The 14,210-nt window shown below is 70.5% G+C and carries 14 protein-coding genes; 9 read left to right on the top strand and 5 right to left on the bottom strand.

The window, feature by feature from the left end; translation table 11 throughout:
- Positions 1-73: 73 nt before the first annotated feature.
- From JYJ93_RS24005 to JYJ93_RS23995, 3 genes are all read right to left on the bottom strand, one after another.
- Positions 74-391, bottom strand: a complete 318-nt coding sequence (locus tag JYJ93_RS24005) for a hypothetical protein (protein ID WP_206794997.1) — start codon at positions 389-391, stop codon at positions 74-76.
- A gap of 76 nt (positions 392-467) precedes the next feature.
- Positions 468-1,331: an N-acetylmuramoyl-L-alanine amidase gene (locus JYJ93_RS24000; protein WP_206794995.1), complete on the bottom strand. Its 864-nt coding sequence runs from the start codon at positions 1,329-1,331 to the stop codon at positions 468-470.
- A 93-nt stretch (positions 1,332-1,424) separates the two neighbouring features.
- Positions 1,425-2,528, bottom strand: a complete 1,104-nt coding sequence (locus JYJ93_RS23995) for an ornithine cyclodeaminase family protein (protein WP_206794993.1) — start codon at positions 2,526-2,528, stop codon at positions 1,425-1,427.
- Positions 2,529-2,724: 196 nt separating this feature from the next.
- Here JYJ93_RS23995 and JYJ93_RS23990 point away from each other — a divergent pair, with 196 nt between their 5' ends.
- From JYJ93_RS23990 to JYJ93_RS23980, 3 genes are all read left to right on the top strand, one after another.
- On the top strand, positions 2,725-3,996 hold the full coding sequence (locus tag JYJ93_RS23990) for an ATP-binding protein (RefSeq protein ID WP_242543910.1): 1,272 nt from the start codon (positions 2,725-2,727) through the stop codon (positions 3,994-3,996).
- A 201-nt stretch (positions 3,997-4,197) separates the two neighbouring features.
- Positions 4,198-5,382: an alpha/beta fold hydrolase gene (locus tag JYJ93_RS23985; RefSeq protein ID WP_242543909.1), complete on the top strand. Its 1,185-nt coding sequence runs from the start codon at positions 4,198-4,200 to the stop codon at positions 5,380-5,382.
- A gap of 188 nt (positions 5,383-5,570) precedes the next feature.
- Positions 5,571-7,103 carry a methyl-accepting chemotaxis protein gene (locus tag JYJ93_RS23980; RefSeq protein WP_206794987.1) on the top strand — a complete coding sequence of 511 codons (1,533 nt, stop codon included), beginning with the start codon at positions 5,571-5,573 and terminating at the stop codon, positions 7,101-7,103.
- On the opposite strand, the gene JYJ93_RS23975 is transcribed toward JYJ93_RS23980, so the two are convergent.
- On the bottom strand, positions 7,051-8,583 hold the full coding sequence (locus tag JYJ93_RS23975; protein ID WP_206794985.1) for an MFS transporter: 1,533 nt from the start codon (positions 8,581-8,583) through the stop codon (positions 7,051-7,053). The genes JYJ93_RS23980 and JYJ93_RS23975 overlap by 53 nt on opposite strands.
- 166 nt (positions 8,584-8,749) lie before the next feature.
- Between JYJ93_RS23975 and JYJ93_RS23970 the strand changes: the two genes are divergently transcribed.
- The 3 genes from JYJ93_RS23970 to JYJ93_RS23960 are packed head-to-tail and all read left to right on the top strand — an operon-like array spanning position 8,750 to position 10,889.
- Positions 8,750-9,748 carry a polyprenyl synthetase family protein gene (locus JYJ93_RS23970; protein WP_206794983.1) on the top strand — a complete coding sequence of 333 codons (999 nt, stop codon included), beginning with the start codon at positions 8,750-8,752 and terminating at the stop codon, positions 9,746-9,748.
- The gene (locus tag JYJ93_RS23965; RefSeq protein ID WP_206794981.1) at positions 9,745-10,344 is read left to right on the top strand and encodes a MarR family transcriptional regulator; all 600 of its coding nucleotides are present in this window, start codon (positions 9,745-9,747) and stop codon (positions 10,342-10,344) included. The genes JYJ93_RS23970 and JYJ93_RS23965 overlap by 4 nt, the downstream gene beginning before the upstream one ends.
- Before the next feature lie 17 nt (positions 10,345-10,361).
- Entirely contained in the window at positions 10,362-10,889 is a 528-nt protein-coding gene (locus JYJ93_RS23960; RefSeq protein ID WP_120590935.1) for a gamma-glutamylcyclotransferase, read from the top strand.
- 31 nt (positions 10,890-10,920) lie between these two features.
- Here JYJ93_RS23960 and JYJ93_RS23955 read toward each other — a convergent pair whose 3' ends face one another.
- Entirely contained in the window at positions 10,921-12,318 is a 1,398-nt protein-coding gene (locus JYJ93_RS23955) for a sugar dehydrogenase (protein WP_206794978.1), read from the bottom strand.
- A gap of 381 nt (positions 12,319-12,699) precedes the next feature.
- On the opposite strand from JYJ93_RS23955, the gene JYJ93_RS23950 reads away from it, so the two are divergent.
- The 3 genes from JYJ93_RS23950 to JYJ93_RS23940 all read left to right on the top strand — a co-directional run bounded on the left by JYJ93_RS23950 (position 12,700) and on the right by JYJ93_RS23940 (position 14,206).
- Positions 12,700-12,963, top strand: coding sequence for a hypothetical protein (locus JYJ93_RS23950; RefSeq protein WP_206794976.1), 264 nt, complete (start codon positions 12,700-12,702; stop codon positions 12,961-12,963).
- Complete coding sequence (locus JYJ93_RS23945) at positions 12,960-13,751, top strand: biliverdin-producing heme oxygenase (protein WP_206794974.1); 792 nt, start codon at positions 12,960-12,962, stop codon at positions 13,749-13,751. The genes JYJ93_RS23950 and JYJ93_RS23945 overlap by 4 nt, the downstream gene beginning before the upstream one ends.
- Before the next feature lie 104 nt (positions 13,752-13,855).
- Positions 13,856-14,206, top strand: a complete 351-nt coding sequence (locus tag JYJ93_RS23940; protein WP_269012408.1) for a PilZ domain-containing protein — start codon at positions 13,856-13,858, stop codon at positions 14,204-14,206.
- The last annotated feature ends 4 nt before the right edge of the window (positions 14,207-14,210 follow it).

The following is a 14,210-nucleotide window of genomic DNA, read 5'->3' as shown; positions in this document are numbered from 1 at the left end:
GCACCCATGCACCCGGGCAGGAGGCCGGGCACACCGGTGGCGGGGCGCGTGCGAACGACGGCGGACGCGGGCCTTAAACGAGAGGGACTATCGGGGGATGGAGGATGTCATCCGCGTCGGCGGAGGACGGCTCCAGGGCTTCGGGGGCGAAGGGGGGCTCCCGGAACACGGGGTCCACGAGGCCCGGCAACGGCACGGCGACGGCCAGCGGCCTCGCGTGCGTGCAGCAGGCGCAGTCCACACAGGTGGGGGCGCACTGTCCCCGCGCGTCGTCATCCGCGCAGCCCGTGAGGCACGTCTCCGCCTGCTGCGCCGGCCCGAAGGCATGCGCGAGCCCGCCCCCGATGGGAGCGAGCAGCATCAGGCAGATGAAGAGCCAGAGTCGGAGCACTGGAGCGGTCTTCTAGCACGCTCCGGCGCAAGTGCACACGCGGCACGCGCAGGGCGAGCGGCGCGAGGAGCGCTGCTCAGCCGCCAATGCCCTTGCGCAGGCGGGACCAGTCGAAGTTGGCCGCCGGGTCGTCCTTGCGGCCCTTGGGCACGGCCACATCCTTGTGCCCGAGGATGTTCTTCATGGGCACGTCGTACTCCTGCTTCAGGTAGCCCACGAGCTTCGTCAGCGACTTGTACTGCGCCTCCGTGAAGGCCGTCTTGCCGCTGCCGTCGTTGACGATCTCGATGCCGATGGAGCGCGCGTTCACGTCCGTGGGCACGCCGTGCAGCTCCCCCTTGCCCGCGTGCCACGCGCGCTTGGAGTCACCGACCAGCTGGTAGATCTTCCCATCGCGGTCCAGCATGTAGTGCGCGGACACCTTGCTGTCCGGGTTGCGCATCCACGACAGGTCCCCGGAGCCGTTGTTGGTGCCGGTGTGGTGCAGCACGATGGTGTCGATGTCCGCGCCGTTTCGCGAGTCGCTGTTGGGCGAGGGCGCGCTGATGACCGCGGGCTTGGTGAACTTCCCGGGCTCCGTGGGCGGGGTCGTCGTCTTGAGCGCCTTCGTCAGCGCCGCCGCCGTCTGCGTCCCGTAGTAACCGGTGGCGGAGATCTTGTGGTCCGCCTGGAACTTCTTCACCGCCGCCTCGGTCTGCGGACCGAAGGAGCCGGCGCCCGTGTTCATCTGCGCCTGCGTCATGTAGCCCAGCTTCACCAGCCCTTGCTGCAGCTGCTTCACCTTCGCCCCGGAGTCACCCTTGCCCAGGCCGGCCGGCGGCGCGGTGAGGGCCGTGGACGCGGCGGCGGCGCGCGTGGGCGCGGCGGTGCGGGGGGCCGTGGCGGCGGTGCTCGCGGGCGCGGTGGCGGTGGCGCGGGTAGACGTGGCGCGAACGGTCATGGCGTAAGATTCCAGGAATAGTGGATAGCTGCTGCTTTCGCGATTATCGGCGCCGGGGACGGGAAGTTGTGTGCCGGGAGTGAAACGAACCGGTCAGCTGCCGGTAGCGCGGCGCGGCGACTCGGCGCGCCCGGCCGCGTCCCCCCGCACCTGCGAGTACGGATCCAACGGATCCCCACCCAGCGCCTCCAGCGCCACCAGGGTGCCCAGGCCCATGCGCCGCGCGTGATCCAACAGCAGGCGCGTCACCACGTGGTCCTCCAGCGCGTGGCCGGTGGAGTCGAACACCGTGTTGCGCTCGCGCCAGCCCTCGAACTCCTCCGGCTGCTGCACCACCGTGGCCAGGTCCGGGCCAATCTGGTCCGGGTGGAGCTGCTGGCACTCACCCTCCAGGCGCGCCTGGGCGGGAAAGTCCGGCACGACGAGGCTGCGGCGCAGGAGCGCCAGGGGCAGCTCCGCCTTGCCCGGCTGGTCCGCGCCCACCGCGTTGACGTGCGCGTGCGGCCGGAGCGCGTGGCCGGAGATGACGGCTCCCGCGCCCGGGGCGACGGTGGTCGCGGTGCAGAGGATGTCCGAGCGCGTCTCCACGTCCGGCAGCAGCGTGGGCCGCACGTCCAGCCCCAGGAAGGCCACGCGCCGCACGAAGGAGCGCGCCGCGTCCGGGTCGAGGTCGTGCACCAGCACCTGGTCCAGCCGGAACACGCGGCTGAGCGCATGCAACTGGGACACGGCCTGCGCGCCGCAGCCCACCAGCCCCAGCACCCGGCTGTCCGGTGACGCCAGGTAGCGGCTGGCCACCGCCGACGCCGCGCCGGTGCGCAGCGCCGTGGCGAACACCCCGTCCATCACCGCCACCAGGTGGCCCGTCTTCGCGTCGTAGACGCTGTGGGACGCGACCAGCGTGGGCAGCCCCGAGTCCCCGCGGTTGCCGGGCAGGGAGGCGGACACCCTCACGGTCAGGCTGTCCCCGCGCCGCAGGGCGGGCATCCAGCCCATCGTCCCCGAGGGGCGCGGGTCGGTCACCACCTGGAAGCCCTCCCGCTTGGGGACCTGCAGGACGGACTCGTCGAACTCCCTCAATGCCACGGTGAGTGCGTGGATGAGCTCGTCCATCAGGACGTCCAGCCCCACGCCCTCCACGAGCGTGCGCAAGTCAGTGGGACCGAGCAGGAGGGTGCGAGGAGCCGAATGCGTCATGTATGCGGAGTCTACGCCCCTGACAGGAATTGCAACGGGTCAGTTTTGATTTCGAATTCCTGTCTTGCTGTGGCTTTTGAATACAGGTGCAGGGAACAAGGTGGCGAGGGGGCCATGTTGGATGCGGGCGCTCGAGAACCCACGGGAACCGCGCCGCTCAAGCCACTCCACCCCCAACGCCCGAGTGAACACCGCCTTGAAGCCCTCCGCTGGTCCCAGGACGCCCGTGCTCACCGCCGTCTCCGACCCGTCCCACCGCCGCGCCGATGAATCGACGGAGGCGTCTCGCGCGCGCGTCCTCCTGGTGGATGACACGCCGTCGAACCTGCTCGCCCTGGAGGCCATCCTGGAGCCGCTCGGCCAGCAGCTGGTGTCGGTGCGCTCTGGCGACGAGGCGCTGAAGGCGCTGCTGCTGGACGAGTACGCGTGCGTGCTGATGGACGTGCAGATGCCGGGGCTGGATGGCCTGGAGACGGCGCGCCTGGTGCGCACCCGCGAGCGCACGAAGCACCTGCCCATCCTCTTCATCACCGCGCTCAGCCGCGAGGCGGCGTACGTCACCCGGGGCTACGAATACGGCGCGGTGGACTACCTGCTCAAGCCCGTGGACCCGGACATCCTGCGCGCCAAGGTGTCGGTGTTCGTGGAGCTGTACCTGCGCGGAGAGAAGCTGCGGCAGCAGGCGCTGGAGCTGGCGGAGCGCCGGCGCGTGGAGGAGGAGCTGCAGCGCGCGCAGGAGCTCGAGCAGCAACTGGTGGGGATCGTGGGGCACGACATCCGCACGCCGCTCGCGGCCATCCTCACCACGGCCAACGCCCAGCTGTCGCGCGAGGTGCTGCCGGACGCCCAGCGCAAGGCCTTCGAGCGCGTGGCCCGGGGCGGCGAGCGCATCCAGCGCATCGTGGACCAGCTGCTGGACTTCACCCGCGCGCGCGTGGGCGGCGGCATCCCGGTGGTGCCGGGCGCGGGCGACCTCAACGAGCTGTGCCGCAAGCTGGTGGACGAGCTGCGCGCGGCGAGACCGGAGCGCTCCATCCTGTGCGACTTCGTCCGCGACAGCCTCCCGGGCGTCTGGGACCTGGACCGGCTGGCGCAGGTGGTGGCCAACCTGCTGGACAACGCGCTCAAGTACAGTCCGCCAGAAACGCCCGTGCGCCTGCGCACCTTCGAGCAGGGCGCGGACACCGTCTATCTGGAGGTCCAGAACGCCGGGGCCCCCATCCCCGCGCACCTGCTGCCCACGCTCTTCCAGCCCTTCCGCCGCGGCGATGGCGCGGGCCAGCGCGAGAGCCTGGGGCTGGGGCTCTACATCGCGCGCAGCATCGCGGAGGCGCACGGCGGGACCCTCCGGGTGGAATCCACCCCAGACGTCGGGACAATCTTCTCTCTCTGTCTTCCGCGTCAGGCTTTGGTTGAGACGCGCGCGCACCCTGCGTGCGCGGGCGTCTCCGAGCCGATGACGGCTTGAAACACAAGGCCGTTCGCGTCACGGACAGCGCATTGCAGTGGTGGCTGATTACTCCACGTAAAAGCCATACAACAATCCATCCACATCAAAACCTCTCATAAGTTGAGGCAAGTATGTGGAGGGTTTGCTACAATGCCAGACGTCCGGGAGGCAGTCCGTCCGGGCGCGAATAGTGTCCGCTTTGGGGAGGGTGCGCGACAAATGAACGACAACTCGACGTGGATTCCCGTGGAAGGAAGCGACCCGATGCGTGCGTGGGTGCGACGCCCCGCCTCTGGAACGGGTCCGGCCCTGCTGTTGCTGATGGTGGAGGCGTTCGAGGGAAACGCCCACCTGAAGCTGATGGCCGAGCGCTTCAGTGAAGAGGGCTACGTGGTGGTGGTGCCGGACCTCGCGTCACGCGGGGAGCCCGAAGAGGTGGACCTGAAGCCCGTGGTGGCCTGGGCGCGTTCGCTGCCGGAGGTGGTGGGACTCCGGGGAAAGAAGCAGGTCGGCGCGCTGGGCTACGGGCTGGGTGGGACGCTGGCCGCGCAGCTGGCGGCGCACGCGCACGTGGACTGCGCGGTGGCCTACTGCGCGCCCGGAATGGAGGACGTGCTCGCCCTGGCGGGTGAGAGCGCGGCCCCCATGGTGCTCCACTACGCGGAGTGGGACGGCTTCGTGCCCCCGGCCGCGGTGGCGCGGGTGAAGCAGCACGTGAGCGTGGACGTGGAGCTGTACGTCTATCAGGGCGTGCGCCACGGGTTCTTCCGCGAGGGGTCGCCGGCCTGGAACCGCCCGTCGATGATGACGGCGCACACGCGCACCATCGCGCTGCTCAAGCGCGTGATGGGGCCGCGCTACGACCTGGCCGCGCTGTGGGACAAGCACACGGAGCTGGAGTTCGCCGCCCGCGACGCGGACGCGACCATGAAGACGATGGTGCCCCACCCGTACGTCAACAGCGTGCCGGTGATGACGGGGGGCGTGGGCGCGGAGTACCTGCACCGCTTCTACGCGAACCACTTCGTCCACGCGAACCCCAAGGACACGAAGATGACCCTGCTGTCGCGCACCGTGGGCGCGGACCGCGTGGTGGACGAGTTCATCTTCAGCTTCACCCACGACATCGAGATGGACTGGATGCTCCCGGGCATCCCGCCCACCGGGAAGTACGTGGAGGCGGCCTTCGTGGCGGTGGTGAACTTCCGCGGCGACAAGCTCTACCACGAGCACATCTACTGGGATCAGGCCGCGGTGCTGGTGCAGCTGGGCCTGATTGACCGCAAGGGGCTGCCCGTCACCGGCGCCGAGGCCGCGCGCAAGCTGCTCGATGAGACCCTCCCGTCCAACACCCTGATGGAGAAGTGGGACGAGAGCGCCCACTCCAACCTCAAGGCCGGCTGACGCGGCCGGGCTGGTCGCCGCGCCCCGGGTTCGTCGCTACCCAGGGCGCGGCGTCTGACTTTCACGGGCTTTCGATGCGCGGAGCCATTGCGCCGGCTCCTCCGGGATGTCCACAATGAGGCACCTCACTGGATGGTCCAGGGGGGCTTCGTTTCCCAGACTTCCTCTGGATTTGGCGCCGCTCCCGGATGCGACTCTCCCTTTCCCAGAAGCTCACGTTGGCGCCGCTGCTCGTGGCGCTGTTCTTCACGGTCCTCTTCTTCGGGTACCTCATCCCGCGCGTCAGCTCCGCCTTCGAGGAGCAGGGCCGGGACGTGGGCGGCGCGCTGCCCTCGGCGCTGGCGGCCACGCTGCCCGCGGCGATGCCCGGAGGCCAGACGGAGGCGCTCCAGGCAGTGCTGGAGCAGGCGGTGCGCCACCACCAGGTGGCCTACGTGGCCGTCTTCGACGGGACCGGGCAGATGCGCGCGGTGGCGGGCGAGTACGCCACGGCGATGCGGGAGCTGCGCGACCGGCTGGGCCGCGCGCAGGGTGAGGCGACGTTCTACGTCCGCGACGCGGAGCTGTTGGATGTGAGCTCGCGCTTCGCGAACGGGGCGGGCACCGTGCACGTGGGCTTCAACCGCACGGCGGCGCGCGCGCAGGTGCGGGCCATCACCACCGGGGTGAGCGTGGTGATCATCCTGGCGCTGTCGCTCTTCGTCGTGGTGGGCATCGTGCTGGCGCGCCGGGTGGCGGCGCCGCTGGTGCAGCTGACGGAGGCGGCCCAGCGCATCGCGGAGCACGGCGACCTGCGCGAGACCGTTCGCGTGGAGGGCTCGGACGAGGTGGCCCAGCTGTCCAAGGCCTTCTCCTTGATGGTGTCCAAGGTGAAGGACCTCCTGCAGCAGCTGCAGGGCTCGTCGGACCTGCTGCGCGGCTCGGTGGACCACCTGAACGACTCCGCGAGCCGGCAGAACGAGATGGTGTCCCGCCACGCCGCCGCGCTCCAGGAGACGCAGGTGACGGCGCAGGAGATCCGCCAGACGTCGGTGGTGGCGTCCCGCGCCGCGGAGACGGTCATCGACGTGGCGGAGCGCGCGGAGGTGCTGGGCAAGACGGGCGAGATCGCCATCACGGAGAGCATCGAGGGCATGGTGGCCCTGCGCGCGCAGGTGGAGCAGATCGCCGAGCGCATCATGGCCCTGGGTGAGCGCACCGAGCAGATCTCCGGCATCACGGAGACGGTGAAGGACCTGGCGGACCAGTCCCACCTGCTCGCGGTGAACGCGGCCATCGAGGCGGCGCGCTCCGGGGAGCACGGCAAGGGCTTCGCGGTGGTGGCCCGGGAGATCCGCGGCCTGGCCGACCAGTCCATCCGCGCGACGAACCAGGTGCGCGGCATCCTGGCGGACATCAGCACCGCCATCTTCGCCACGGTGGAAATCACGGCCGCGGGCACGCAGCGCATGGAGACGGGCCTGGCCCAGGTGCGCACGTCCGGGGACACGCTGCGCCAGCTGTCCTCCATCGTCCGAGACAGCGTGGTGTCCGCCCGTCAGATCTCGAATACGGTGAACCAGCAGGCCACCGGCATCGAGCAGATCTTCACCGCCGTGAACGAGCTCAACACGGTGATGGGCGACACGGTGAAGCGCATCGCCAACACCAGCGAGTCCGCCGTGTCGCTCAAGCTCCTGTCGGAGCGCGTGGCGGCGATGGTGCGCGACTACCGGCTGTAACCGGGCGCGGGCGGGGCAGGAAGCGCTCCACCACCTGGGCCACGGTGCGCGTGGTGGCGGCGCCGGGCTCGTTCACCCGGGCCGCGAGGAAGGCGGCCCCCAGCCGGGCCACCGACGACACGACGAAGAGCACGTGCAGGTTCACCCAGAGGTGGCCGCCCAGCATGAACTGCTGGGGCACGCGCGCCGCCAGCGCCCCGCCCAGGGCCGCCGCCGCTGCGTAGGCCAGTCCGCCCGCGGTGGCGAACGCCGCCAGGTAGAAGGGCCGGCCGTGGCGCGGCGCCACCGTGAGGGGCAGCGCGAAGATGGCCAGGCCGTGGCCGCTCCACAGCGCGCCCGCCAGGAGCACGTCGAACAGCAGCGGCCAGAGCGTCCCCGCGGAGGGCAAGAGCCACAGCATGGGGATGGCGCTGATGCCCAGCGAGCAGAGCATCAGCACCGGCTGCGCGCCCAGCCGGTCGATGGCGCTGCCCCACAGGGACGCCGTCAGCACGCGCACCCCCGCCACCGCCGCCGCGTGCAGGGCCATGATGACGAAGGTCATCTTGAGGTTCTGCAGGCTGTGCAGCGCGAAGAAGGGGGCGGACACGCCCACCGCCGCGTTCCACGCCACCTGGTACAGGAGCACCCGCCGGGCCCCGTCGTCCTTCCAGGGGAGCAGCGCCGCCTTGAGCTCCAGCTTCGGAGAAGTTCCCGGGGGCGCCGGGTCATGCTGCGCGGCCATCATCAGCGTGGTGACGACGCCCATGACGCACGCGGCGAGCGCCAGCAGCGGCAGCGCCATGCCCACCCCGTCCAGCCCCTTCAGCCGGTCCATCAGCAGGCCCGCGGTGAGCGACGCGCCGGTGCCCATCAGCGTGGTGAGCGCGGTGCGCTTGCCGAAGAAGCGGCCCCGCACGGCGCCGGGGACGAGTTCCCCCATCCACGCCACCCACGCGTTGTTGCCCACCACCGCCAGCACCGCGGACGCCCCGGCCACGGCGAGCAGCAGGTGCTGCTGTCCCTCCATGGACAGGCCCAGCCACGGCAACAGCGCCAGAGGCAGCAGGGCCAGGCGGGACAGGCACACCGCCGTCAGCGCCACCCGCCGGTGACCGAAGCAGAGGGTGAGCCACGCGGCGGGGAACTGCACGAACTGCGCGAAGAACGGCAGCGCCGTCATCACGCCCACCAGGAAGGGCCCCAGCTTCAGCGCGATGGCCCACGCGGTGAGCACGGTGGGACCCGCGCACGCGGTGAACACCTCCGCGAACATCCCCTCCACGATGGACACCTTCAGCGACGCCCTCAGGCGCCGGTGCAGGGGCGGGCCCCGGTGGCCGTCCGGGGGCGGAGGGGCCCCCAGCAGGGGCGCGGACGAGCCGGGCAGCGAGGCGCCAGGGCGGAAGAGGGGGACGCCGGTGGCGAGGGAGGCGAAGCTCTGGACGAGGCGGCGACGGAGGGCGGCGGACACTGGGATTCGTTTCCCATGGGCTCGCATTCCCTCTCAATCGGACCTCCAAGGAGTCCCCTGGGCCCGGCCGGACACCAACCGGCCTTATTCATCGCTTTCCGCTGACTGTCCGCCCGCTTGGTGGGCAGGAGGGATTCAGGTGCAGTTCACGCGGTCTTGAACTATATGAACGGCCCGGAAGGAGACCGCGCACATGGATGTCGCTCACGAGCTGACGGAGTTTCTGGGGCAGGTGGAGCAGCGTCTGACCGAATTGCTCGCGGATGGCGACGTCGGCCCGGACGTGAAGGGCGACACGCTGATGGATGCGGCGCGCCATCTGTGCCTGGGGGCAGGGGGCAAGCGGGCCCGTCCCATGCTCGTCCGCCTGTTCGGTGGCGTGGTGGGAGTGCAGGCCGCCCGGCTGGTGGATGTAGGCGTGGCGGCGGAGATGATCCACTCGGCCAGCCTGCTGCATGACGACGTGGTGGACGCAGGCATGTTCCGCCGGGGCCGCCCGACGGTGAACGCGCGCTGGGGCAACATCGTCGCGGTGATGAGCGGCGACCTCATCCTGTCCACGGCGCTCTCAAGGCTGTCCCTCCTGGACGCGCGCCTGGTGCAGAGCGGCCTGGCCATCGTCACGGAGATGACCCGCGCGGCCATCGCGGAGGTGGAGGCGCGCGGCGACATGAACCTGCCGCTCACGCGGCTGCGCTACATCGCCGAGGGCAAGACGGGCTCGCTGTTCGGCTGGTGCGGCAAGGCCGCGGCGACGCTGGCGGATCAGCCGGAGGCGCAGGCGCGCTTCGACGCGTTCGGCCGGCACCTGGGCGTGGCGTTCCAGATCGCCGACGACATCCGGGACATCCTGGGCACGGACGTGGGCAAGCCCCGGTACGCGGACGTGCACTCGCGCACGCCGTCGCTGCCCATCCTGCTGGCGGTGTCGCGGGACGAGTCCCTGCGCCGCAAGCTCAAGGACGCGTGGGCGTTCTCCGTCATCACCCCGGAGCGCACCCGGGAGATTGGCGCCGCCATCGAGGCCACCGGCGCGGTGGAGGCGTCCATGGAGATGATGAACCAGGAGATTGGCGCGGCGCTCGACAAGCTGGGGCCCTTCGCGAACGACGCCGCGGGCGCGGAGCTGATGAGCTGGGCGCACCGGCTGTCGGAGGGCATCGCGGAGCAGGTGAAGGGACGCGCTGCATGAAGGGCTACCTGTGGACAGGGGGGGATCCCGGGAGCCAGAAGACCGTCGCGCCGCCAATGAATGGCCGGCTGGCGCCATGGGAAGCCATCGCGGTGGAGGCGGTGGGCAACGTCATCGAGTTCTGGGGCTTCAAGCGCAACCAGGGCCGCGTCTGGGGCCTGCTCTACCTGCGCGGCGAACCCCTGACCGCCGGTGAGATTGAGCGCGAGCTCGACCTGTCCAAGGGCGGCGTGTCCATGCTGCTGCGCGACCTGGAGCACTGGGGCGTCGTCCAGCGGGTGCGCGTGCCGCAGGACACGGTGTGGCGCTACGCGGCGGAGACGGACCTGGTGCGGATGGTGACGCACGTGGTGGAGGAGCGCGAGGCGGCCTTCGTCACCCGCATCCGCGCGGACCTGTCCGAGGCGCGCCGGCTGGCCGAAGGCGCTGGCGGCGTGCATGCGGAGAAGCTGCGGCGGCTGGAGCGCATGGCCGTGCTGGCCGACCACGTGGAGCGCGCGCTGCGGCTGTTCATCAAGACGTCGCGCCTGGACGTGGGCGGGGTGCTGGGCGCGTTCCGCGACGGCGCCCTGGCTCGCGGCAAGGGCGAGCGGTAGAGGCGGGAGGACACGCAATGGATTCGCACTACGACCAGGTGATGAAGGCGCGCGAGCAGGCGGACGCGAACGCGCCCCGGCGGTACTTCGCGTACTCGACCATCCTGGACCGGGCCGCCTTCGACGAGTGGAAGCACCAGCACAGCTACGGCTTCTTCGAGCTGCCGGAAGGCCGGCTCGCCGAGGCGCTGGACGTGGACCTCGTCTACGACTTCCCGTCGCGCTGGTGGGGCGGCCGGGTGGCGGGCCTGACGGACGCGCCGGGCGCGCGGGTGTACGGCCGGCTCTTCGAGATCCCCGGCAAGGACTGGCCCATCGTCCAGCACAAGGAGGGCTTCGTCACCAGCATGTGCGTGGAGCGCACGGTGCGCGTGCGCGTGGATGGCCAGGAGGTAGAGGCCACCGCGTTCGTGACCAACCCGCGCCGCGCGTCGTCGGACGGGCCGGTGAGCCCGCGCTTCGTGGAGGCACTGGTGCGCGGCGCGAAGAGCGCCGGGCTGCCCGCGGACTACGTGGAGAAGCTGGCGCGCGGCGAGTCGCGCTGACCGCGTCCTCGCCGCGTCGCCCGATGCCGGCCTACGGCAGGGTGAGTGGCTCGATGCGGTAGAGCGCCCCGGCCTGGTCGTCGCTGACGATGAAGGCCCGGCGCGGCGCGAGGGCCACGTCCACCGGGCGGCCCCACACGCTCTGGTCCGGGTTGATGAAGCCGGTGACGACGTCCACCTCTTCCGTGGGCTGGTGGGTGGCCAGGTCCCACGGGAAGGCGACGACCTTGTAGCCGGTGCGCTCCGTGCGGTTCCACGAGCCGTGGTAGGCGACGAGCGCGCCGCGCCGCCAGGCCGGTCCGAACTCCGCGTCGTCGAAGAACGTCAGGCCCAGGGGCGCCGAGTGCGCCTGGATGCCCTGGTCCGTCCTGTCCAACGCGGCGCAGTCCGCCCTGGAGCCGTCCCGGTTCATGTCGTAGTCGCGGTCCAGGGGCATGTGCTTCAGGCCGGAGGGGGAGTCCGGGTTGGAGTTGCAGAAGGGCCAGCCGTAGTGGCCGCCCTCGCGCACGGAGGTGAGGGCCTCCGGCGGGTGGTTGTCCACGTACTCCGGAATGACCTTCCCGTACCGGCCGGTGCCGTCGTCGAACGGGTAGGGCGTGTTGTCGCGGTTGTTGACCGCCACCCACAGCGTGTCGGTCCCCGGCTCCCACGCCAGCCCTTCCGCGTTGCGCAGGCCGCGGGCGAACAGCTCGCGCGAGCCGCCGCTCCAGTCCCACCGGTAGATGGCGCCGCGCAGCGGGTCGCTGGTGGTGTCGCTCAGGCACACGTTGCAGGTGGACGCGATGGACACGTACACGCGGTGCCGCGAGTCCACGGCGAGGTTCTTGAGCTCGTGGCCGTAGGCCCCTTGCAGCTCCGGCAGGGACGCGTCCGGCAGCCCGGAGACGACCGTCTCCACCGCGCCGCGCGCCGTCTCGCCGGGCGTCCAGCGCGAGCGCGTGACGCGGTCCTTCTCCGACAGGAAGACCCACACCTGCCCGTCGCGCTCGTGGAAGACGATGTCATGGGGCCGCCCCAGCCCGTCCGCCCACTGCGTCACCTCTGGCGCCTGGGCCCCGCGGGGACGCACCTGCATCACCTTGCCCTGGCCGGGCACGGAGACGAGCAGGGTGCCCTCCGGCGAGAACGCGATGAAGCGCGCTCCCGGCACCCGTGCCCAGACCGACACCGTCATGCCTGATGGGATGTTCAGGAAGCGCGGGACGTCGAACGGCGCACCCCGCATGCCTTCCGGGACCTGGACCTCCGTGGCCTGGAGCGTCCATGTCGGCGGCGGTCCGGCGTCCGGGGGCGTGCCCGCGTCGGTGGTGCCCGCGTCCGCCACCACGCCCGAGTCCTGGAGCGAAGAAGGCTCGGGGGTCTGGGAGCGGCAGCTGGACCCCAGGGGCGCCAGCGCCACGAGGGTCATCAGCACGAAGGGGCGTCGCATGGTCCTCTTTTCCCAACCTCAGTCGCGACGGAAAAACAACTGAACGCGACCTGAACAAACCTTCAGACAGTTTTCCTGACAGGCCGAAGGCCCCTGAATAGGCCTGAACAAACCTTCAGGGAGTTTCGCCGCGCCGGCAAAGGGCCGTGCCTACATGAACAAAAGGGCAGCCAGTCGTCCTTGGGGTGAAACATGAAACAAATAAAGGCGTATTTGTGTAATTGATTGCATTGCTTGTGTTTGCTTCCCATGTTTCATGTCTGTCTTTGGAGTGTTGGCTGCAGGCCTCCGGATCAGAACGGCATGGACCGGGCTTGACGGCGGAAGGGTGTTGTGGCCTCATGAATTTGATTTCGATAATCAAAATCAATGGAGGACGCGATGCTCGGTCAGGGATGCTGCAGGGCGGTGCTGGCGCGAGGCCCGTGCGCCGAGGTGACGCGGTGCAGCTGTGGGCACATCCACCTGGCGGTGGGGCCGGTGACGCTTCGCCTGGAGGAGGACGTCCTGCGCGCGCTGGGCCACACCCTCGTGGAGGCCATCCACCAGTTGGAGCTGCCGCACGCGCCCGCGCACGAGGCGGAAGCGCAGGAGCCGGCCCCCTCCGCCGCCCACGGGGCGCCCACCGGCGGGTGGAAGCAGTGAGCACCGTCCAGGGGATGATCCGCTGGGGCGGCATCGAGCGCTCCGCGAGGGACAAGCGCCTGTCGTCCGCGTCCACGGCCCCCGCGGGCCTTCCGTCCACGCAGCGGCTGTCGCTGCGGCTGGAGGAGGGGACGGGGATCGCCCGGCGCCAGGCGGAGCAGTCCACGTTCCTGGAGGCGCTCTTCCACGGCTCGTGGAACGGCGGCGTCTATGGTCAGTTCGTGCGGGCGCGGCACTACGCGAACCACCTGCGCCAACTGCACGTCATCTACGAGGCGCTGGAGTCCGTGCTGCCGGCACTGAAGGACGGCCCGCTCACGCGCGTGCTGCGGCTGCCGGAGCTGCGGCGGGCCTCCGCGCTGCTGGCGGACCTGGACTGGTTCTGCGGCGACACGCGTACGAAGCCCTTCGCCTGCGCGGAGACGCGGCTGCACGCCGAGCGGATCCGCGAGGTGGCGGCCGTGGCCCCGCACCTGCTCATCGCCCATGCCTGGGCCCGCTGCGTCCAGGACCTCTACACCGCGCCCCGGCGCTCGGAGCTCATCGCGCGGGCGTTCGATCTGGAGAACGGCCGGGGCACGGCCTTCTACAACGCGGTGTCCGCCACGGAACTGCTCGCCTTCCAGGGCCGGCTCGTGGCCCGCCTGGACGAGGTGTCGCTGACGGAAGGGGAGGCCCAGGAAGTGGTGCAGGAGGCGCGGCTGGCCTTCCGCATCCAATCGCTCATCTGCGACGAGTTGGCCCGGGACGCGCCGGAGCTGGATGGGCTGGGCGGTACCCCTGGGTAGGGTTGCCCCGACCCCACGGAGGAGGTGGTCCGACCCACGGGCCCGCCTTCTCGCATGGGAGGGCGATGTGCCGTTTCGTGACAGGCACGTTAGGATGGCGGAACGTGACACTCCAGATGACCTCTCCCATTGATCGCCGCGCTTTTCCTCGCATCCACGCGCCCCTCTACTCGCGCCCCGCGCGCATGAAGGTGGGCGACAAGAAGCAGGTGCTCGACGTCAGCCTCGGGGGCGCGCGCATCTACTCGGATGAGCCGCAGGACGTGGGCTCGCGCCTGGATCTGGAGCTGTTCCTTCCGGACGGTAGCTCGCTGGAATGTACGGCGCGCATCGTCTGGGCCATCAAGTTACCCAAGGACGCCGTGGCCCGCTTCGAGGTGGGCCTGTCCTTCCTCGACGTGCCAGAGCCCGTCCTGGCACGTCTGAAGACCGTGCTCGTCTCCGACGAGGGCTGAGAGC

It is taken from the genome of Corallococcus sp. NCSPR001 (genome assembly GCF_017309135.1).
Classification (GTDB): Bacteria; Myxococcota; Myxococcia; order Myxococcales; family Myxococcaceae; genus Corallococcus.
Note: the sequence above shows the minus strand (reverse complement) of the source record. Positions and strands in the feature narration are given on the sequence as shown.

Bases quoted from the DNA above. Each gene is read 5' to 3' on its own strand.
- JYJ93_RS24000 (WP_206794995.1), bottom strand. From the start codon at position 1,331: ATGACCGTTCGCGCCACGTCTACCCGCGCCACCGCCACCGCGCCCGCG.
- JYJ93_RS23995 (WP_206794993.1), bottom strand. From the start codon at position 2,528: ATGACGCATTCGGCTCCTCGCACCCTCCTGCTCGGTCCCACTGACTTG.
- JYJ93_RS23985 (WP_242543909.1), top strand. From the start codon at position 4,198: ATGAACGACAACTCGACGTGGATTCCCGTGGAAGGAAGCGACCCGATG.
- JYJ93_RS23980 (WP_206794987.1), top strand. From the start codon at position 5,571: ATGCGACTCTCCCTTTCCCAGAAGCTCACGTTGGCGCCGCTGCTCGTG.
- JYJ93_RS23975 (WP_206794985.1), bottom strand. From the start codon at position 8,583: ATGCGAGCCCATGGGAAACGAATCCCAGTGTCCGCCGCCCTCCGTCGC.
- JYJ93_RS23970 (WP_206794983.1), top strand. From the start codon at position 8,750: ATGGATGTCGCTCACGAGCTGACGGAGTTTCTGGGGCAGGTGGAGCAG.
- JYJ93_RS23965 (WP_206794981.1), top strand. From the start codon at position 9,745: ATGAAGGGCTACCTGTGGACAGGGGGGGATCCCGGGAGCCAGAAGACC.
- JYJ93_RS23960 (WP_120590935.1), top strand. From the start codon at position 10,362: ATGGATTCGCACTACGACCAGGTGATGAAGGCGCGCGAGCAGGCGGAC.
- JYJ93_RS23955 (WP_206794978.1), bottom strand. From the start codon at position 12,318: ATGCGACGCCCCTTCGTGCTGATGACCCTCGTGGCGCTGGCGCCCCTG.
- JYJ93_RS23950 (WP_206794976.1), top strand. From the start codon at position 12,700: ATGCTCGGTCAGGGATGCTGCAGGGCGGTGCTGGCGCGAGGCCCGTGC.